This is a genomic window from Nocardia sp. NPDC058658, from assembly GCF_042716665.1.
In the GTDB taxonomy this organism is placed as follows: domain Bacteria; phylum Actinomycetota; class Actinomycetes; order Mycobacteriales; family Mycobacteriaceae; genus Nocardia.
Window position 1 is genome coordinate 65,509 of record NZ_JBHXRR010000013.1, and the last position, 19,827, is coordinate 85,335.

Annotated in this window: 14 protein-coding genes; 6 read left to right on the forward strand and 8 right to left on the reverse strand. The window is 67.5% G+C overall.

Annotated elements, in window-relative coordinates:
- Positions 1–113: 113 nt before the first annotated feature.
- A complete protein-coding gene (locus tag ACFWUP_RS19550) occupies positions 114–962 on the reverse strand; it encodes an RNA polymerase sigma factor SigF (RefSeq protein ID WP_379236295.1) in 849 nt (282 codons plus the stop codon).
- Between the two features lie 98 nt (positions 963–1,060).
- Positions 1,061–1,498, reverse strand: a complete 438-nt coding sequence (locus ACFWUP_RS19555; RefSeq protein WP_379236166.1) for an anti-sigma factor — start codon at positions 1,496–1,498, stop codon at positions 1,061–1,063.
- A 355-nt stretch (positions 1,499–1,853) separates the two neighbouring features.
- Here ACFWUP_RS19555 and ACFWUP_RS19560 point away from each other — a divergent pair, with 355 nt between their 5' ends.
- Positions 1,854–4,001 carry a catalase gene (locus ACFWUP_RS19560; protein ID WP_379236168.1) on the forward strand — a complete coding sequence of 716 codons (2,148 nt, stop codon included), beginning with the start codon at positions 1,854–1,856 and terminating at the stop codon, positions 3,999–4,001.
- Positions 4,002–4,328: 327 nt separating this feature from the next.
- On the opposite strand, the gene ACFWUP_RS19565 is transcribed toward ACFWUP_RS19560, so the two are convergent.
- The gene (locus ACFWUP_RS19565; RefSeq protein WP_379236170.1) at positions 4,329–5,015 is read right to left on the reverse strand and encodes a PAS and ANTAR domain-containing protein; all 687 of its coding nucleotides are present in this window, start codon (positions 5,013–5,015) and stop codon (positions 4,329–4,331) included.
- Positions 5,016–5,140: 125 nt separating this feature from the next.
- Here ACFWUP_RS19565 and ACFWUP_RS19570 point away from each other — a divergent pair, with 125 nt between their 5' ends.
- The 4 genes from ACFWUP_RS19570 to ACFWUP_RS19585 all read left to right on the forward strand — a co-directional run bounded on the left by ACFWUP_RS19570 (position 5,141) and on the right by ACFWUP_RS19585 (position 7,848).
- Positions 5,141–5,314: a CsbD family protein gene (locus ACFWUP_RS19570; RefSeq protein ID WP_379236172.1), complete on the forward strand. Its 174-nt coding sequence runs from the start codon at positions 5,141–5,143 to the stop codon at positions 5,312–5,314.
- A gap of 73 nt (positions 5,315–5,387) precedes the next feature.
- Positions 5,388–6,491: a glutamate--cysteine ligase gene (locus ACFWUP_RS19575; protein ID WP_379236174.1), complete on the forward strand. Its 1,104-nt coding sequence runs from the start codon at positions 5,388–5,390 to the stop codon at positions 6,489–6,491.
- Between the two features lie 147 nt (positions 6,492–6,638).
- Complete coding sequence (locus ACFWUP_RS19580) at positions 6,639–7,082, forward strand: anti-sigma factor antagonist (protein WP_379236176.1); 444 nt, start codon at positions 6,639–6,641, stop codon at positions 7,080–7,082.
- 409 nt (positions 7,083–7,491) lie between these two features.
- On the forward strand, positions 7,492–7,848 hold the full coding sequence (locus ACFWUP_RS19585; RefSeq protein ID WP_379236178.1) for a MerR family transcriptional regulator: 357 nt from the start codon (positions 7,492–7,494) through the stop codon (positions 7,846–7,848).
- 55 nt (positions 7,849–7,903) lie between these two features.
- On the opposite strand, the gene ACFWUP_RS19590 is transcribed toward ACFWUP_RS19585, so the two are convergent.
- The 5 genes from ACFWUP_RS19590 to ACFWUP_RS19610 form a co-directional block, all read right to left on the reverse strand.
- On the reverse strand, positions 7,904–8,683 hold the full coding sequence (locus ACFWUP_RS19590; protein WP_379236180.1) for an alpha/beta fold hydrolase: 780 nt from the start codon (positions 8,681–8,683) through the stop codon (positions 7,904–7,906).
- A gap of 95 nt (positions 8,684–8,778) precedes the next feature.
- On the reverse strand, positions 8,779–9,639 hold the full coding sequence (locus tag ACFWUP_RS19595) for a haloalkane dehalogenase (RefSeq protein WP_379236182.1): 861 nt from the start codon (positions 9,637–9,639) through the stop codon (positions 8,779–8,781).
- Between the two features lie 69 nt (positions 9,640–9,708).
- Positions 9,709–10,896: a lipase family protein gene (locus ACFWUP_RS19600; protein ID WP_379236184.1), complete on the reverse strand. Its 1,188-nt coding sequence runs from the start codon at positions 10,894–10,896 to the stop codon at positions 9,709–9,711.
- A gap of 22 nt (positions 10,897–10,918) precedes the next feature.
- Complete coding sequence (locus tag ACFWUP_RS19605; RefSeq protein ID WP_379236297.1) at positions 10,919–12,091, reverse strand: lipase family protein; 1,173 nt, start codon at positions 12,089–12,091, stop codon at positions 10,919–10,921.
- 25 nt (positions 12,092–12,116) lie between these two features.
- Positions 12,117–13,013 carry an SDR family NAD(P)-dependent oxidoreductase gene (locus ACFWUP_RS19610; protein WP_379236186.1) on the reverse strand — a complete coding sequence of 299 codons (897 nt, stop codon included), beginning with the start codon at positions 13,011–13,013 and terminating at the stop codon, positions 12,117–12,119.
- Positions 13,014–13,251: 238 nt separating this feature from the next.
- Between ACFWUP_RS19610 and ACFWUP_RS19615 the strand changes: the two genes are divergently transcribed.
- Positions 13,252–19,815: a type I polyketide synthase gene (locus tag ACFWUP_RS19615; protein WP_379236188.1), complete on the forward strand. Its 6,564-nt coding sequence runs from the start codon at positions 13,252–13,254 to the stop codon at positions 19,813–19,815.
- Positions 19,816–19,827: the final 12 nt, after the last annotated feature.

Here is a 19,827-nt window from a genome sequence, read left to right on the forward strand (position 1 = left end):
CTGGAGGTCTCAACCTAGGACAATTCTGGCACGTGGCGGCGCTGATGTCACTGCGACGGGCGTCGGTTGTCACTGCGACGGGCGTCGGTTGTCACTGCGACGGGCGTCGGTTGTCACTGCAAGGGCGTCGGTCCCCGCGTCGGCTCGGCGAGTGCCTGCTCCCGCAGCAGTGCCAGCGTCCGCGACAGGATCCGCGAAACCTGCATCTGGGAGACACCGAGTTCCTCGGCGATCTGGCCCTGGGTCCGCGACTCGTAGAAGCGCATGATCAGCACCCGGCGCTCCTCGGCGGGCAGCGCGGCGATGAGCGGGCGCACCGCCATCGCGTCTTCGGTGAGCTGGTAGCACGGTTCGTCCGCGCCGAGGGTGTCGGTGATCGGCTGGGTGGAGTCGTCGCGGCCGTCGTGGGTGACGCCGTCGATCGAATTGCTCTGGTATCCGTTGCCCGCTACCAGCGTGCGGGTGATCTCGACCAGGTCCACGTCGAGCTCGGCGGCGAGCTCGCGGGCATTGGGCAATCTGCCGAGCCGCTGGGACAGTTCCTCGGTGGCGGGACCGATTCTGAGCTGGATCTCCTTGAGTCTGCGAGGCACGCGCACCGCCCAGGTGCGGTCGCGGAAGTGCCTGCGCACCTCGCCCATGATCGTCGGGATCGCGAACGACAGGAACGAGGAGCCACGGGTCACGTCGTAGCGGTCGACAGCCAGCACCAACCCGACCCGGGCGGTCTGCTCCAGGTCGTCGAATTGCTCGCCGCGGCCGTTGAACTTGCGCGCGATGTGATCGGCCAGTGGCAGCGACAACTCGATGATCTTCGCCCGCAGCGTGTCGCGTTGCTCGTCGTCGGGCGGCAGCGCGCGCAGCTTCTCGAACCACGGTTCGATGTTGTCGTAGCTGTCGCCGCGGGAGTGCGATCGGCGAGCTGCCGGTTGTTCGACTGCTGTAGTTGATTCCCATGTCATCGCGTGGTGCCTCGCTTCCGGGGCGGTTGCGGATGTGTTCATGGGGTACCCACCGGGACCCGGGGCTATGCCCTACCTACGAGACTAACCTCACTTGCTCAGGAGGCGGCGGGTCCGTGCAGTCGGCGGATCCAGCCGAACTCGACGGTGGTCGGATAGCCGTCGCGGGCCGGGTCGAAGCCGCCGTATTCGGTGCGCAACGCGTCGGTGAGCGTCGCGACCACGTGCCAGCCGAAGGAGTTCTCGTCGAGGGCGGCGGGCTCGCGGGCCAGTGCGCTCACCCGGGCGCCGAGCGCTCCGTCACCGCCGGTGAAGGAGCAGTCGATGTGCGATTCCGGCGTCGCGACCAGCATCAACGCGGTGGCCACCTCGTCGAGTGCCAGGAGCAGGTCGGTGACCTCGTCGAGCGCGAAACCGCGGACCAGCAGCACGGTTTCGGCGAGCGCGTGCACCATGCTGAGCTGGTCGAGTTCGGCGGGCACCTGGAATCCGATGGTCCGCGAGCGGGGAGCGGTGTCGCGATCTCGAGCTCGCACGCCACCTCCCTCGTTCCACAATCGTTGTTCGGAGGTTACCCCGTAACCATCGGGTCACGCCTCGGGGTCATTTCGGGTCGTTGCCCGTCGACTCCGGTTCGCCGGGGCGTTTACCGCGTGGCCTGCGCATCAGCAGAACCACCGCGACCAGGACGACCAGGGCGATGATCGCAATTATTTCCATATTCGGCGCGTACCCCCTCACCTGTGACCGAACCGCTGTTTACCGAGTCGATTACGCGGTAGTCCCCCGGGGGAAAGGTTTTTCCCACTGGTAACAAACAGGCAGGCTCGCGGTGCCCGGTGGCAGGCCCATTCTCTGAGTTTCCCGACTGCGAAGGGACGACGAAAGACTATGACCGAACACGACATTCCTCCTGAGTTCACCCGCCCGCCGACGCCGCCCGATGAGGATCCTGGGACGCCGTGTGAGCAGGCCGGTCCCGCACCGGACCAGGAGGGGCCCGCGCTGCGCAGCCCTACCGGCGCACCGATTCCCGGTGAGGCGACGCTGCGCGCCCAACAGGGTCCGCGGTTGACCACTCCGCAGGGTGCGGGGGTGGCCGATACCGATCACGCGCTCAAGGCGGGGCCGCGCGGCCCGACGCTGCTGCAGGACTTCCATCTGCGCGAAAAGATCACCCACTTCGACCACGAACGCATCCCCGAACGCGTCGTGCACGCACGCGGCACCGGCGCGCACGGGGTATTCGTCGCGAACGGCGCCGCCGCCTCGCTGACCCGCGCGAAGTTCCTGGCCGCCGATGCCCGCACACCGGTTTTCGTCCGGTTCTCCACGGTGCTCGGCTCGCGCGGTTCGGCCGATACCGTGCGTGACACCCGCGGTTTCGCGGTGAAGTTCTATACCGGCGAAGGCGTCTACGACCTGGTCGGCAACAACATTCCGGTGTTCTTCATCCAGGAAGCGATCAAATTCCCCGATGTGATCCACGCCGGAAAACCCGAGCCCGACCGCGAGATCCCGCAGGCGCAATCCGCGCACGACACCTTCTGGGATTTCGTCACCCTGCACACCGAGGCGACCGCCCACACCTTCTGGAATATGTCGGATCGGGCGCTGCCGCGTTCGCTGCGCATGATGGAGGGATTCGGCATCCACACCTATCGGCTGGTCGCCGAGGACGGCACGACCAGTTTGGTGAAATTCCATTGGAAGCCCCGGCTGGGCGTGCACTCGATGCTGTGGGAGGAATGCCAGCTGACAGCGGGTTTCGATCCCGATTTCCATCGCCGGGATCTGGCCGACGCGATCGCCACCGGCACGGCACCGGAATGGGATTTCGGCATCCAGGTTTTCCCGGACACCCCCGACCATCTCTTCGAGGGCATCGACCTGCTCGACCCGACGAAACTCGTGCCCGAAGAACTGGCGCCGGTGCAGACGATCGGCACGCTGCGGCTCACGGCGAATCCGGAGAATTTCTTCGCCGAAACCGAGCAGGTGGCGTTCTGTCCGACGCATCTGGTGCCCGGCATCGAGGTCACCGACGATCCGCTGCTGCAGGGCCGGTTGTTCTCCTATCTCGACACCCAGATCAGCAGGCTCGGCGGCCCGAATTTCACGCAGCTGCCCATCAACACGCCGCACGCCGACGTCAACGATTTGTTCCGCGACGGCATGCACCAGGGCGCGGTGCACCCGGGAGTTGCTGCGTACAAACCGAATTCGCTCGGCGGCGGTTGTCCGTACGCGGCGAGTTTCGCCGGCGAGGCCTATGTCGATTCGCCGACACCCATTCCACCGCCGACCGCGAAACTGCGAACCTCCGCCAACAGCGAAGGCGCGGTGTCGTTCGCCGACCACTACTCGCAACCGCGCATGTTCTATCGCAGCCTGACCGCCGGCGAACAGCAGCACCTGGCCGACGCGTTCTCGTTCGAACTCGGCAAGTGCACGTCCCAGACGATCCAGAAGCGCGGCCTGCAGATGCTGGTCAACGTCGACAGCGAGCTGGCCGAATACGTCGCGGGCCAACTCGGGCTCGACACCCCGGCAGCGACCGCCCAACCCGTCGATCTCGCGCCGAGCGCCGCGCTGTCGCAACGGCACGGCAGTTTCCCGGTGGACGGGCGCACGGTCGCGGTACTTGTGGACGACAACACGCAGGCCGAGGCGATACAGGAGGTCTCGACCGCCCTCACCGCGGCACTCGTCACGCCGATGATCGTCGCAGCGCACGGCGGCATCATCGGCGGTGAGCCGGTGGCCCGAACCTTCGCCACGATGCGCTCGGTCGAATTCGACGGTGCGCTGCTGCTGGCCGGACCCGCTGATCCGAGGGTCGACCTGCTGGTCGAGGAAATGTGGCGACACGGCAAGGCGATCGCCGCCGTCGGCACCGCGGCATCGGTGCTGCAGCGCAACGACATCGACGCCGACGCACCGGGAATCACCGTCGCCGACGCCGGGGGGGCCACCACCGATCTGCTCACCGACCTGGGTGAGCATCGCGCTTGGACCCGGATCGAACCGGACTCCTGATCCGCGCGAGCTTTACAGCATGCCGACGTCCGTTCGGACCGACGCCGACCGCCCACCGACAAAGGACGACGATGTTTCCGATAGAACTCACCGGGCCGAGCCCCGTGCCGACCCCGCCAGGTCCCGCACCGGACCCGATCCCGCCGAGCCCCGGTGACCCCGTGCCGTCCCCGCCGGGTCCCGCTCCGATTCCGACTCCGCCCGGCCCCGATCCGGTGCCGAGCCCGCCCTCGCCGCCCGGCCCCGGCGAGCCCGTCCCGCCGCGGCCGGACCCCGACCCCATTCCCCGAATTTCCGCGTCGGCACCCGGCGGACCGGTCTGGCCGACTAGCCGACGGGGTCGGCCCGGATGCCCTCGTGCGCGGTCAGCAGGACGTGGTCGAGCCGAGTCCGCAGCCTGACCTCGTCGGTGGCTACGGTCGGCAACTCGGCTACCACCCGTTCGGCGATCGCGCGCAGCTTCACATTGGTCTCCTGCGAGCGCCACCGCAGCACCCGGAACGCCTGATCGGCACTCACACCGTAGGCGAGCATCAACGCGCCCTTGGCCTGCTCGATCACCACCCGCGCCTCCAGCAATCCGGGCAGGGTGCTGTCAAGAGCCTCTCGCCGGTACTCGGCCGCGGTGTCGGACAGGTCGATGTAATAGCCCTCGGTCCCGATCACCGTCCCGTCGACGTCGGCGAGCGGTTCCGACACGACCAGCACATCGCGGACCCGCCCGCGCGTGTCGACGATGCGGTGATGGCTGGAGAACGCGCCGCTGTCCTCGACCGAGGTGATCATCGCCGCGACCCGGTCGCGATCGTCAGGGTGCTTGTGCGACAACAACATCTCCGTCGTCGGCATCGTGCCTGCGGGGTAGCCGTGCATCCGCGCCACCTCGTCGGACCACTCCCACTGCCGCGTGGCGAACCGGAACCGGAACCGGCCGACCGTCAACGGGTCACCCACTCCGATCACGCGCTCGACCAGAGCGCGCTCTGTCATGGATACGTCGTCCCGTTCGGTCATGGGTCTGATTATTCACCGCCGACGCGGTGCCTGTTTGCACATGGCGGACCCGGGTAGGCCGTCCATGGGTCCCCAGGATGGCCCACGGTCAGCAGCTGGCCGAGAAGCAGCCTGAAAGGAATGTCATGAGCATCGCGGACAAGGCGAAGAACAAGGCAGAAGAGCTCGCGGGCAAGGCCAAGGAAGCCACCGGCCGTGCCACCGACGATCGCGACCTCGAGAACGAGGGCCGCGGCGAGCAGGTGAAGTCGAACCTGAAGGACGCCGGCGAGAAGGTCAAGGACGCCTTCCGCGACTGACCGGCCCATACACCGCCCGGGTCATCGGTCCCCACCGGACCGATGGCCCGTGGTCTCTGAAGTAGGTGATGCAGTGCCCGCCCAGGTTCCGACCGTCGGCGTCGAAGAAGAATTCCTGCTGACCGATCCCGAGTCCGGCGCGCCCGCGCCGAAGAACACCCTCGTCGCCGAGACGGCGAAACGGGCCGGGGTCGAATTGCAGCTCGAACTGACGAGCTGCCAGGTCGAAACGAGCAGCGCGGTGCACTCCGACATCGGCGAGTTGCTGGCGGACCTGCGGACCTCGCGCCGCCGGGTCGCCGAATGCGCCGCCGAGCACAACGTCCGTCTGCTGGCGGTGGCGGTCCCGCCGACCGTCCCCGAGGGATATCCGGTCACCGATACACCCCGCTATCAGCGCATCGCGCACAGTTTCGGCATGATCGCGCACGAGCAGGGACTGTGCGGTTGCCACGTGCACGTCGCGGTGCCCGACCGGGACGTCGCGGTGCAGGTCAGCAATCACGTGCGCCCATGGCTGCCGGTCCTGCTGGCGCTGACCGCGAATTCGGCGATCTACCGCGGCAGCGAAACCGGCTACGCGAGCTGGCGCAGCATCCTGTGGCGCCGCTGGCCCAGCGCCGGTCCACCGCCGTACTTCGACTCACTGAGCGACTACGAATCGATCGTGGCGATGATGCGGGCCAGCGGCAGCATCCTGGACAACAAGATGGTCTACTGGGACATCCGCCCGTCGGAGACCTTCCCGACCGTCGAGATCCGGGTGAGCGACGTGCCCGCCACGGTCGAAGAATCCGCGCTGCTGGCCGCGCTCATCCGAGGCATCGTCGGCACCACGCTCGACGCCGTCGCCGAGAATGTTGGCGCGCCCGCCGTACCAGGCGAAATTCTTCGCGCCGCCTACTGGAACGCGGCCCGCTCCGGACTGGACGGTGACGGCCTCGACGTCGTCGGCGGTCGCGTCGTGCCGCACCGCGAGTTGCTCGCCGACTTGGTCGAACAGATCCAGCCCGCCCTGCGCCGCTACGGTGACCACGACTTCGTCACCGACGCCGTCGCCGCGCTGGTCGAGCGCGGAAACGGGGCACGACGGCAGGTCCGGGCGATGAGCAGGCGCCGTGAAATCGCCGACGTGCTCACGGAACTGGCCGACGCGACGCTCGAGGGCTGCTCATGACCGCGACACGGTCGGCATCAGATCCGTCACAATCGGTGACAGCGCCGAACGCGCGTGCTGAAATGTAGTCACCAGCCGCTCTTGAGTCACCAGGACCGGCTGGGGGCAGCATCATTTCCTGCCGGTGCCCGAGGATTCGAGAAACTCGTGAACACCCATTCCAGCCGTGACGATCACAGCACCCTCGCCGCGCCGCCCCAGCTGCGCGCCGAACTCACCCTGCATCACACGGCCACCATCCTGCACGTGCACGGCGAGATCGACGCCTGCACCCTGCCGCAGTGGCGAACGATCCTCGACGACGCCTTGGCGGCAGAGGGGGAGTCCGGTCACCTGGTGATCGACATCCGCGACGTCACCTTCATGTCCTGCCGGGCAATCCTCGACATGGCCACCCGGGCCCAGCAGAGCAGTGCGCGCATGAGCGTGGTCAACCCCGTTCCCACGGTCACCGACCGCATCATCGTCGCCGCCGGCCTCACCGAATGGCTGCCCGTCTACGTCAGCCGCACCCAAGCCCTGGCATCCGCCCGGCCACTGCGGCAGTCCATTCGAACGACGTTCCCGCCCCCGTCGCCGCTGACGACGTAACAGCGCAGGTCCCAGCCCTGGCGGAACGGGATTCCCTTGCGACAAAAAATCTACTGTCGCGGGTGTAGACATTCTGGAAGTGGGTGTGTACAGTCGCTGGAGTACGAACTAGAGAGTCCAAGAGGCCGGGCAGATGAACTGCCCGGAGCAGAAGGTTCCACCGTCCCCTCCGGCGGAGAAGAGAATCCGGTGCAGTAGGCCGGACCGGCGGAGGGGGCGAAGAAGCAAGATGAACAACAGCAAGATGAACACAGCAAGGTGAACGAACATCGTGAGTCGGACCGGTGAAACAGGAGGTGGTGGGTTTCTGAAAAGTCACTTACCGTTGAAGTCAATCCCTCATCCGTAAATCTCAGGCCCCGGCGCACAGTGCGCCGGGGCCTTCCGACGTTGAATCACGAGAGGTGCTGTGCAGCAACCGAACCTGAACACGGCCGACGGCATCAGTGCCGCCGACAAGCTCGACGACGACGACTACCCCGCCTACAGCATGGGGCGCGCCGCGGAAATCCTCGACGTAACCCAGGCCTTCCTCCGCGCCCTCGACGCGGCCGAACTGCTCATCCCGCAACGTTCTTCGGGCGGCCACCGCCGCTACTCCCGCTACCAACTGCGCATCGCGGGCCGCGTCCGCGAACTGGTCGACGCGGGCAATTCTCTCGAATCCGCCTGCCGCATCGTCATCCTCGAAGACCAGCTCGCCGAAGCCCAGCGCATCAACGCGAGCTTGCAGACCGTGCTCGACAACCGAACCGCCGAGAACTGAGCCGCCCCGAATCCGGGTGGGCACGTTGGTGTTCACCCGACCGGGCGGGGCCGCTTCACCCGTTCGCCGAGATCAGCATCGGCATCAGTTTCTTGGCACTCACCATGTGATCCTGTCCGGCCAGCACCTGATGGGTCGCTCCGGGAATGGCATCGGCCAGCGCGCGGGCCACCTGATGCAGTTCGGGCGGACTCTTTTGCCCCACCACCACCTGCACGGGCACCTCGATGCTCGCGAATCGTTGCACCGGCGGCAGATCCTCGGTGATCCCGATGTCGTACATCAATGTCGGAGCGAGGGCTTTCATCGTTTTCCAGCCAGGAAACAACGGAAGCAATGCGACGAACGCGCTCGGCATCCCGATCCCGCGCAGAAAGACTTTCAGCGCGCGAGCGTTGTCGCCTTCATCGACCAGGACTCGCACCTTGTCCGCCAACCGGGCGTAGGAAACCCGCTCGGTCTCCTCGTGCACATACGAAGCGTCGTAGATCACGACCCTGTCGATCTTCTCCGGCATCCGAGCCGCCGCCTCGAGCGCCAGCGCCGCCCCCGACGAATGCCCATAGAGAACCGCCCGCCCACCGGCGGCATCGACAACCGCCTCGATGTCGTCGACCTCGCGCTCGACCGAATACGGCAGCGTGTTCCCGCTGTCCCCACGCCCCCGCCGGTCGTAGTTGTAGACAGTGAACGCCGAGGAGAACACCCGCGCATCCCCGGCAACCGGCCGAAACCGGCGAAAACATATCGCTCCGGTGATGTAGACCAGCGCAGGTCCGTCACCGGAAACGTCATAGGCGAGTTCCGTCCCATCCTTCGACGCAGCCACCCTCATACTCGCGCTCCCTCTCGGTACCGAACCGACGATCGGTCTTACCGATAGGACGCCACCAACGCCCGGAACTCATCGGTCGCTCGTTCACGCCGGCTTCAGGGGAACCGCTTCGCGATCGCGGCCGAGATTGTGTTCGGTTCGTGTTCCTGGATGAAGTGGCCCGCGCGGGGGAGCTCGATGATCTCGAGGTCGGTGAAGGTGGAGCGCATTCGGGGGATGTAGGCGTTCGGGCGGAAGGCCATGTCTCGCATTCCCCAAGTCAGCAGGGCCGGCTTGTCGGCGAGTAGAGCGGGTACCTCTCGGGAGAGTTGGTCCAGCAGGGGGCGGGCGGCGCGGATTTCCCGTGGCATCACGGTGAGGCCGTGGCGGGCTTCGGGGGTGGGTTGTACCAGGCGGTAATGGTCGGCTTCGGCTGGGGTGAGTGTGCGCCCGAGTTCGGCGAGCAGGACGCGCTCGATGAGGAAATTCTTCTCGAGGATTCGCCGCTGCATCGAACGGCTGCTCATCACTGTGCTGAACGCACGGTTCGCCAGGGATTGCATCGGCCAGAACGTGGTGTTGCCCAACACGATCCCGCGCACTCGGTCCGCGCGTGCGGTCACCGCGCCGAGTCCGATCGGCCCGCCCCAGTCGTGGCCCATCAGCACGAAGTCGGCGAGCTGCAGGTGGTCGATCAGCTCGCCGAGAACCGCGGTGTGCTCGGCGACCGTGTAGCCGAACCCGGCTGGGCGCCCGGACAATCCGAAACCCAGAAAATCGACGGCGATGCACCGATACCGATCACGCAGCTCGTTCACGATGTGCCGGTAGAGAAAGCTCCACGCTGGCGCACCGTGACAGAACAGGATCGGTGGACCATCACCCTCGTCGACGTAATGAACCCGCCCGGCGGACGAGTCGAACCACTGCGACTCGAACGGATACAGCTCCCTCTCAGGGACGAAATCGATCAGCAATGCATCCTCCTCCCGGTTCCAGACTATCTGTGGCACAAGAGGTTTGCGACCGTCGGGCAGGTTCGGAGCTCAGCAGCGGGTGGGTGCGGGTTCGCCGCGGAAGCGGGCCTCGAGGAAGTTCCAGGCTTCGGGGAGGCCGACGACTGCGGTGGTCATGTGTTCGGCGATCTGATAGCGGGAGAAGGTCACCGGGGCGCCTGCTGCGCAGTAGCGGGCGGCTACGTCGGCGACGGCGTCGTAGGGGGTGAGGCCGTCGAAGACGCCGTGCCAGAGCATTATCGGGGTTTCCGGGATTTCGGGGTAGTGGCGCAAACTGTTCTCCCGCAACACCGCTCGTGCCTCGGGGTTGTCCATCAGGGACTTGGTCGCCGCGAGTTGTTCGGCGCTGCGGGTGATGCCGTGGAACAGCAGGAAGCGGCGGCATTCGTCGGCGGTGAAGTCCCGGTACCACAGGCCCTCGCCGTTGAGCTGGTCGGAAATCGGTAGGCGCTCGGGGTATTCGCGTTCCAGGCCCATGGCCGCCGCCCAGGCGAGGCCGAAACCGGGATGGTGGCCGAAGCCGATGCCGAGGGCCATCTGTTCGAGGTCTGCGGGGATGCCGCCCGCCGCGACACCGGCCAGCTTCAGTTCGGGGGCATAGGTGGGCTGCATGGCGGCGGCCCACGCGGTCGCCAGTCCGCCGCCGGAGTAGCCGGCCAGGGCGATCTGGGACTGGCCGAGGCCGAGTTCGGTGGCGCGTTGCAGTGCTCGCACGCTGTCGAGGGTGACCATGCCGCTGAGCTTGGCCGCGCCATAGGCGACGTTCGGGCCCAGGTAGTCCGGCAGGGCGACCGCCCAACCGCGGCCCAGCGGCAGCACCGCGCCGAACGCGTCGGGGGTTTCGTCGCTGAGCAGAGAGTGGGACGGATTGCACTTGGTGCCAAGGGAATTGATCAGCGCCTGGTACGACACCAGCGGTGGGTTCGCCACGCCCGCGGGGATCATGACCGTGGTGACGCCCATGATCGGGTCGCCGGCGGAGTTGGTGGAGCGGAAGGCAACGTGCCAGATGTCGGTGCCCTGGTACGGGCCGAGGTTGAACTTGCGTGTGCGCACCACGTCGCCGGGGGCGAAGTCGCCGATATCGGCCGGTGCGGCGAAGAACGGGTCGGGATCGGAGGTGGGGTACTGCGGCACGGAAGTTGCTGCGGGAGCGAATATTCCGGCGCTGACGGTGCACAACAGCACCGTCAGCGCGGCCGTCCAGATGCGGCGCATGGTTGGTCCTTACTCGTTGGAGTCAGCAGTTGCTCGGCGCGGGTTCGCCACGGAAACGGGCGTCGAGCCACGCGACGGCGGACGGAAAACCCATGACCGCGGTCGCCAGGTGATCGGGGCTCGGGTACAGCTCGGACTGCACCGGGGTCCCGGCCTGGCAGTAGCGCTGGTTGGTGCGCTCGACCGCGTCGACGGGGATGAGCGGGTCGATGGGGGTGTGCCATTCGAAGATCGGCATCGTGGGGACGGGTTCGAACAGTTCGAGGCTGTTCAGGTCGCCCACTTCCCACGCGCGCGGGTCGTCGATGAGCGAGACGGTCGAGGCGAGATCGGAGGCGCTGTGCATGGCGCCCGCGGCGATGAGTTCGACCGTGCAGCCGTTGGCCATGGCGTCGCGCACGGACAAGCCGGTGTTGTTGAGCTGTCCGCTGATCGGCAGGCGGTCGGGGTACTCCCGTTCCAGCCCGAGTGCTGCCGCCATGGCCAGGCCGAACATCGGATGCGGGGCGAAGCCGAGGGCGCGCGCCATGGTGGTGATGTTCATCGGCACACCGCCTTGGGCGGCACCGACCAGGCGCAGCTCGGGTGCGTACTGCGGGGCGAGCGCGGCGGCCCAGCCGGTCGCCATGCCGCCGCCGGAGTAGCCGAGCATGGCCGACGGGCTGTCGGCCAGACCGAGTTCGGGGACCCTGGTGGCGGCGCGGATGCCGTCGAGGGTGATCTGGCCGCCGAGTTTGGCCGCACCGTAGGCGGCGTTCGGGCCGAGGTGATCGGGCAGGGCGATGCTCCAGCCGCGCAGCAGCATCGTGTTCAGCAGCGGCACAGCACGATAGAGCAGATTGGGGTCGTAGGCGTAGAGGGCGCGCGAGACCGCGCACTGGGTGCCGAGGCCGTTGATGATGTGCTGGTAGGACAGCAGGGGTGCGCCGGGGCGGTGGTCTTTCGGGGTGAGGATCGTGGTGGTCGCCGCGATGGGACGGCCCTGGGAGTCGTTGGACCGGAACTTCACCAAAGTGACTGTGGCGGTGGGGAAGTAGGGCAGTGGCTCCTGCACGCGGACGGCCAGCACGGCACCGGGTTCGTGCGCGGCGAGATCGGCGGGCGCTGCGTAGAAGGGGTCGGGGTCCGGTGCCGGATAGACCGGCGGGGATGCCGTGGCCGACTGCGGGCCCGAGGCGGCGAGTAGCCCGACCATCACGGCACAGGCGAGGGTGCGCAGGTCAATTTTCACGGAGCACCGCCGCGGCGGGAAAGCGGACACCGGTGGCGCGTTCGGACACCGCCCACAGTTGCCGCCAGAGCGCCTGCTCCTGCGACAACGCGCTCGATGGGCACGCGCCGATCGGCCCGCGGGTGTGGAACAGCTTGGTCGGACCCCAATAGATGTCCGGGTCCGCATCCGGCGCGGTGGCGGCATACAGAATGGATCGCGCTGCGGCGGTGCGTGATTGACCGATCAGCCGGATGAACGGTTCGGCGACGTAGTCCAGCGGCGTCTGTGTCTTGGCGACGAGCCCGGTCGGGGCGACACCGGGATGCACCGCATAGGACCGCAGCGACGACCCGGATTCGCGCAGCCTGCGCTGTAGTTCGCGACCGAATATCAGGGTAGCGAGTTTCGATTCCGGATAGGCGGAATGCCTGCTGTATCGACGATGTTCGAAACGCAGATCGTCGAGCGGGAGCGCGTTGGTCCAGCCGTGCGAAATACTCGACAGCGAGATGATCCGGTCGCGGATTCTGTCCAGTAGCAGCCCCGTCAGGGCGAAATGGCCGAGATGGTTGACGCCGAATTGTGTTTCGAATCCGTCGGCTGTGCGCGCGAACGGCACATTCATCAGACCGGCATTGTTGATGAGTACATCGAATTCGCCACACTGTTGCGCGAATCGCCGCACATCGGACAGATCGGCAAGATCCAGGGCCGCCACCGAAATATCGCCGGTGAGCCGATCGGCGACCGCCTGCCCTCGTTTCGGGTCGCGGCACGCCATGATCACCGTCGCGCCGTGCGCGGCGAGGGTACGGGTCACCACCTCACCCAGGCCGCCGTTGGCCCCGGTGATAACGAATCGTCGGCCGTGCTGATCCGGTAGTGGATCGGGAGTCGTTGCCATGGCGCATGACCTTACGAATCGCGGCAACCCGGTGGCAATGCGTTTGGAAAATGTCAGGGAGGCCGCCACGACCTTTGGTCGTTTCCCAAAGCCGCCTTCGGGGACCGGAAAATTGTTGCCCACTGTCGTAGCGTGACGCCGGTCAGTGTTGTCGAGTAGACCGTCGGGGCGAATACCCGACCCCGCCGCACTGCTCGCCTCCCCTTCGATTACCGCTGATGCAGGAGATGTTTGCCCTATGGCTCGCGAAGACGAACTACGCACTTACATGAAGAAGGCGATCCGGGAATTGCAGACCACCCGGGCACGTCTGGACGATGTGGAAGCGCGGGCCACCGAGCCGATCGCGATCGTCGGCATGGCATGCCGTTATCCGGGCGGGGTCACCTCGCCCGAGGAGCTGTGGCAGGCGGCGGTGGACGGGCGCAGTCTGGTGTCGGAGTGGCCGGCCGATCGTGGCTGGGATATCGAGGGCCTGTTCGATCCGGAACCGGGTGTGCCCGGCAAGTCGTATGTGCGCACGGGTGGATTCCTCGACGGCGCAACGCAGTTCGACGCGAACTTCTTCGGGATCAGCCCCCGCGAGGCGCAGGCGATGGATTCGCAGCAGCGTCTCGTTCTCGAGACGGCATGGGAGGCGTTCGAGCGAGCAGGCATCGATCCCACGACCGTACGAGGCAGTGCCACAGGCGTTTTCGTCGGTTTGATGCCCGACACCGAAGGCCCGTCCTCGCGCGATATCGACGAGCGGGTGCGCGAGACGATCGAGCACTTCCTGATGACCGGCCAGGCCTCCAGCGTCGCCTCGGGACGGGTGTCCTATGTGCTCGGCCTGGAAGGGCCGTCGGTCACCGTGGACACCGCGTGCTCGTCCTCGCTGGTCGCGATCCATCAGGCCGTGCGGTCGCTGCGCTCCGGCGAGTCGACGTTGGCGCTGGCAGGTGGTGTCACCGTGATGGCGACACCCGCCGCGTTCGTCGCGTTCTCCACCCAGCGGGCCCTCGCCGCCGACGGCCGGTGCAAGTCCTTCGCCGCGGGCGCCGACGGCACCGCGTGGGGTGAGGGCGTTGGCATGCTGTTGCTCGAGCGCGTCTCCGAAGCGCGGCGCAACGGGCACCAGATCCTGGGTCTGGTGCGCGGCACGGCGGTGAACTCCGACGGCGCGTCCAACGGCCTGACCGCGCCGAACGGGCGCTCACAGCAACGGGTCATCCGCTCGGCGCTCGCGGATGCGGGGTTGACCACGACCGATGTCGATGTCGTGGAGGCGCACGGCACCGGAACCCGGCTCGGCGATCCCATCGAGGCGGAGGCCCTGCTCGCGACTTACGGGGCCGAGCGGGCCGGCGGTGACGCGCTGTTGCTCGGATCGCTCAAGTCGAATATGGGCCACACCCAAGCGGCCGCCGGTGTCGGTGGGCTGATCAAGATGGTGATGGCGATGCGGCACGGGGTGGTGCCGCCGACGCTGAATGTCGACGAGCCGACCCCGCATGTGGACTGGTCCTCGGGCACGGTCCGGCTGGTGACCGAGGCGCAGCCGTGGCCGGAGACCGGGCGTACGCCGCGTGCCGCGGTGTCGTCGTTCGGGATCAGCGGCACCAACTCGCACGTCGTTGTCGAGCGCGGGGACTACCTCCCCTCGGTGGAGCGTCCCGATGTTGTTGCACCGCTGGTCATTCCGTGGGTGGTGACCGCCCGGTCCGCTGACGCGGTGGCCGCCCAGGCGAGCGCCCTGCTCGACCGGGTCGACACGGATCGCCAGATCGAACCGGTCGATGTCGGTCTGTCGTTGCTACAGACCCGCGCCCGGTTCGATCACCGTGCCGTGATCGTCGGCCATGATGTCGAGGAACTGACCGAAGGCTTGCGCGCACTCGTGCAGGGACGGTCGGCGCAGAATGTGGTGCGCGGCACCGCGAGTGCGGCGGTGACGGCCGTGATGTTCCCCGGTCAGGGCGCGCAACGCGTCGGCATGGGTCGTGAACTGTACGAAGGCTTTCCGGTGTATCGGGCAGCGTTCGACGACATCTGCGCGGAATTCGATCAGCACCTCGAAACCCCTTTGCGTGAACTGGTTTTCGCCGATGAAGAGAGTGTGACCCTGGATCGCACCGAGATCACCCAGGTCGCCCTGTTCGCGACCGAGGTGGCGCTGTACCGGCTGGCCGAATCATGGGGCCTGCGACCGGCATTCGTCCTCGGCCACTCGATCGGTGAGATCGTGGCGGCCTATGTGGCGGGCGTGTGGTCGCTTGCCGACGCCTGCACCCTGGTTGCCGCGCGCGGTCGGCTGATGCAGTCCGCGCCCGCGGGTGGTGCGATGGTCGCGGTCGCCGCCGACGCGGAGACCGTCGCCGACCTGATCCGCCTGTACGACGACGTCAGCATCGCGGCGGTGAACGGGCCTGCGTCCGTGGTCATCTCGGGTGTGGCGAGTTCGGTCGAGGCCATTGCCGAGCAGTTGACGGCCGACGGTGTGCGGACCACCCGGTTGCGGGTGAGTCACGCCTTTCACTCTCCGCAGATGGATTCTGTCCTGGCGGAGTTCGGTGAGGTCTGTGCCGGTCTGACCTATCGTCCGCCGACGCTGCCGGTGATCTCGGCACTCACCGGCAAGGTGGCCGAGGCGGCACAGCTGTGTTCACCGGACTACTGGGTGAGCCACCTGCGCGAACCGGTCCGCTACCTGGATGCGGTGCGTTGGGCGCGCGAGCAGGGCGGGGTGAACTGCTTCGCCGAGATGGGTCCCGGTGCCGCGCTGACGGCGATGGTGCACGAGATCGCCGACGACGGCGAGACTTTGACCGCCGCCGCGCTACAGCGGCCCGGTATCGCGGGTGACCTCGCGTTCGTGGCGGGACTGTCGGCGCTGTTTTCGAGTGGGGCCGCGCTCGATCTGACTGCGGTGTTCGAAGGTTCCGGCGCGCGCCCGGTCGACCTGCCGACCTACGCCTTCCAGCGCGACCGGTACTGGCTCGAGGTGTCCGAGGGCAGCAATGTGCGCGGCGCCGGGCTCGACGCCGCCGAACACCCGCTGCTCGGCGCGAAGATCGGCCTCGCCCAGGACGGTGGGCTGCTGCTGACCGGGCGACTGTCGCTGCACTCGCATCCGTGGCTGGCCGGACACCGCATCGGTGGCGCGGTGCTGCTGCCCGGCACGGCATTCATCGAACTCGCCTGGCATGCAGGACAACTGGTGGACTGCCCGGTCGTCGGGGAACTCGTGCTGGAATCTCCGCTCGTCCTGCCCGAGAGCGGCGCGGTGGAGCTGCAGGTGGTCGCCGGTCCGGCGCAGGATTCAGGGCACCGGACGTTCGGGGTGTATTCGCGTTTGCAGACTGCTTCCGGCGAAGAGCTGCCGTGGATCGGACATGCCACCGGCACGTTGCAACCGGCGAACGAGACGGTGAGCTCACCGAACGCGGGCTCGTGGCCGCCCGCCGGCGCCGTCGCCGTGGCACTGGGTGACCCGTACGACGCGATGGCGGCCGTCGGCTACCACTACGGCTCGGCATTCCGCGGTCTTGGACAGGTCTGGCGCCACGGCGACGACGTGCTGGCCGAAGTGGCGCTGCCGGAATCGGATGCCGCCGACGCCGCCGACTTCGGCCTGCACCCCGCCCTGCTCGACGCCGCCCTGCACGCGATGATCGCCACCGGCACTGTCGGCCCGACCGACTCCGGCAAGATCCGGCTTCCGTTCGCCTGGGAAGGCGTCTCACTGCACGCGGTCGGCGCGACATCGTTGCGCGTTCGCCTGACCCCGGTGGGTACGGACCGGATCCGGCTCGAACTGAGCGATTCGACGGGCAGACCCGTCGCCGAAGCGGAATCTCTCGCACTGCGCGAGATCCCCCTCGAGGCGCTGGGCCAGCGGCCGTCTTCTTCGGACGGCAGGCTGTACGAGATGAACTGGGTGACTGTTCCGTCGGTCGAACCTGTTGTGGGCCAGGGTGAATGGACTCAGCTGACGTCTCCGGCCGAGAGCATCTCGGTGGAGCATTGCGTGCGAACCGATCGAGACCTCGTCGTCGTGCGCATACTCGGCGATGCCACCGCGCTCGGTGCCGGTGCCGACCAGGTCGTTGGTGATGACTCGGCTACCGGGCTCGCCCGTGCTATCGATATCGAGTCAGCCGCTGATCTCGGCCCCGATGTCGTGCGCGAGCGCGTAGTCGCCGTACAGACAGTTGTGCAGGAACTGCTGACCGACGACCGATTCGCCAAGGCGCTGATCGTCTTCGTGACCAACGGCGCAGTCGCGGTACACGGTGCCGAAGATGTCGCCGATCTGGCCGGTGCCGCCGTGAACGGTCTGCTGCGTACCGCGCAGAACGAGCATCCCGGGCGCATAGCTCTGCTCGATCTCGATGGTCGCGGCGACTACCGAGAGGCAGTGTCGACCGCTGCCGCGCATCCAACCGAGCCGCAACTGGCGATCCGGCACGGAGAAACACACGCGCCACGCCTGGTCCGCGCAGGCGCGGACACCGTCGGATCGGCCGAACTGCTCAACGGTGGCGACTGGCAACTCGTCGACCACCGTCGCGGAACTCTCAACGGCGACAACATGATTCTGGCCTCGCAGCCCGAGATCGAGCCGCTGGGGCCGGGGCAGGTGCGGATCGCCGTCCGGGCGGCGGGCGTGAACTTCCGTGACGTGCTGATCGTGCTCGGGATGTACCCGATCCCCGACACCGCCATCGGTGGTGAGGGTGCGGGCATCGTCGTCGAGATCGCCCCCGACGTCACCGATTTCGCCGTCGGCGACCGGGTGATGGGCATCTTCACCGGCGTCAGCGCCACGGTCGTGGCCGATCAGCGGACCGTCATAGAGATCCCGGCCGACTGGTCCTTCGAGGACGCGGCGGCCGCGCCGATCGTGTTCGCCACCGCCTACTACTCGCTCGTCGACCTCGCGCAGGTGCGGGCGGGGGAGTCGTTGCTGATCCACGCCGCCACCGGTGGTGTCGGTATGGCCGCGGTGCAGCTGGCCCGGCATCTCGGGCTGGACCTCTACGTCACGGCCAGCCCGGGCAAGTGGGATGTGTTGCGCGCGAACGGGTTCGCCGACGAGCGGATCGGCAATACCCGAACCACCGACTTCAAGGCCAAGTTCCTCGAGGTCACGGCTGGTCGCGGTGTCGATGTCGTGCTCGATTCACTGGCGGGCGACAAGGTCGACGCCTCCCTTGACCTGCTGTCGCGCGGCGGCCGGTTCATCGAAATGGGCCTGACCGACCTGCGCGACGCCGACGAGATCGCGCGCACCCACCCGGGCGTCCGCTACCAGAACTTCATCCTGATGGAGGCAGGCCCCGACCGGTTGCGCGAGATCCTGACAGAACTGCGCACCCTGTTCGAATCCGGTGTGCTGCAGCCACTTCCGGTGACCCGCTGGGACGTACGCCGTGCACCCGAGGCCTTCCGGCAGCTGAGCCAGGCCCGCCACGTCGGCAAATACGTACTGACCGTGCCGACCCCGCTGGATCCCGACGGCACCGTCTTGGTGACCGGCGGCACCGGCGGCCTCGGCGCACTGGCCGCCCGCCACCTGGTAACCGCCTACGGGGCCCGGCACCTGCTACTGACCAGCCGCCGTGGACCCGACGCCGACGGCGCGCGAGAACTCGCGTCCGACCTGACCGCACTCGGCGCCCAGGTCGACATCGCCGCCTGCGATGTCAGCGACCGCGACGCCCTGACCGCCCTGATCGCGGCAATCCCCGCCGCCCACCCGCTGACAGCGGTGATCCACACCGCGGGCGTCGTCGAGGACGCACTGTTCACCAAACACACCCCCGACGACATCTCAAAGGTATTCCGCCCCAAGGCTGATGCCGCGTGGCACCTGCACGAGGCGACCAGCGGGCACACCTTGTCGATGTTCGTCATGTATTCCTCGATCGCCGGCCTGCTCGGCAATCCCGGCCAGGCCAACTATTCCGCGGCCAACGGTTTCCTCGACGCACTGGCCCAGCACCGCAGGCATCGCGGTCTGCCCGCGACCGCCATGGCGTGGGGGCTGTGGGAGCGCGGCACCGGCATCACCGGCCACCTGACCGAGCGCGACCTGCAGCGGATGCGCCGCGAAGGCCTGATCCCGCTCACCGACGACGACGGCATGGCCCTGTTCGACAGTGCGCTGGCGACCGGCAGGCCGCTCGCGGTCCCCGCCAGGCTCGACCTCACCGCGCTGAGCTCGCTCGGCGACGTGGACGAGATGCCCGCGATGCTGCGGTCGTTGCTGCGCGGTGGTCCGCGCCGCGCGGCAGGGGGTGGTTCCGACGAGTCGGCGAAGTTGCTGTCGAGTCTGATCGGGCAGGAGCCCGCCGAACAGGAGCGGATCATTCTCGGCGTCATCCGCTCACACGCGGCGGCGGTCCTCGGCCACGCGTCGGCAGAGGCCGTGCCCGCCGAAACCGCCTTCACCGACCTGGGTTTCGATTCGCTGGGCGCCGTGGAGTTCCGCAACCGCCTCGAGGCCGCGACCGGCGCGAAACTGCGCACCACGATCGTCTTCGACTATCCCAACGCGGCCGCGCTGGCCAACTATCTGCGCACCGAGATCGCCCCCGTGGACGACCCGGGCGCGCGGATCGTCGGACAGCTCGATGCGCTGGCCGCAGGCTGCGCCGGGGTGGAACTGCCGCCGGAGCGGGTCGACGAACTGATGGTGCGGATCAACGACCTCGTGCGCACCCTGCGCGGTGGTGCCCACAGCGACCTCGTCGACAACATCGACGGTGCCGACGACGACGCGCTGTTCGACCTGATCGACCAGGTCCGTTCGGTCTGAGTGAGAAAGCGA

Bases quoted from the DNA above. Each gene is read 5' to 3' on its own strand.
- ACFWUP_RS19610 (WP_379236186.1), bottom strand. From the start codon at position 13,013: ATGGCAACGACTCCCGATCCACTACCGGATCAGCACGGCCGACGATTC.
- ACFWUP_RS19550 (WP_379236295.1), bottom strand. From the start codon at position 962: ATGACATGGGAATCAACTACAGCAGTCGAACAACCGGCAGCTCGCCGA.
- ACFWUP_RS19590 (WP_379236180.1), bottom strand. From the start codon at position 8,683: ATGAGGGTGGCTGCGTCGAAGGATGGGACGGAACTCGCCTATGACGTT.
- ACFWUP_RS19615 (WP_379236188.1), top strand. From the start codon at position 13,252: ATGGCTCGCGAAGACGAACTACGCACTTACATGAAGAAGGCGATCCGG.
- ACFWUP_RS19605 (WP_379236297.1), bottom strand. From the start codon at position 12,091: ATGGTCGGGCTACTCGCCGCCTCGGGCCCGCAGTCGGCCACGGCATCC.
- ACFWUP_RS19560 (WP_379236168.1), top strand. From the start codon at position 1,854: ATGACCGAACACGACATTCCTCCTGAGTTCACCCGCCCGCCGACGCCG.
- ACFWUP_RS19600 (WP_379236184.1), bottom strand. From the start codon at position 10,896: ATGCGCCGCATCTGGACGGCCGCGCTGACGGTGCTGTTGTGCACCGTC.
- ACFWUP_RS19570 (WP_379236172.1), top strand. From the start codon at position 5,141: ATGAGCATCGCGGACAAGGCGAAGAACAAGGCAGAAGAGCTCGCGGGC.
- ACFWUP_RS19565 (WP_379236170.1), bottom strand. From the start codon at position 5,015: ATGACCGAACGGGACGACGTATCCATGACAGAGCGCGCTCTGGTCGAG.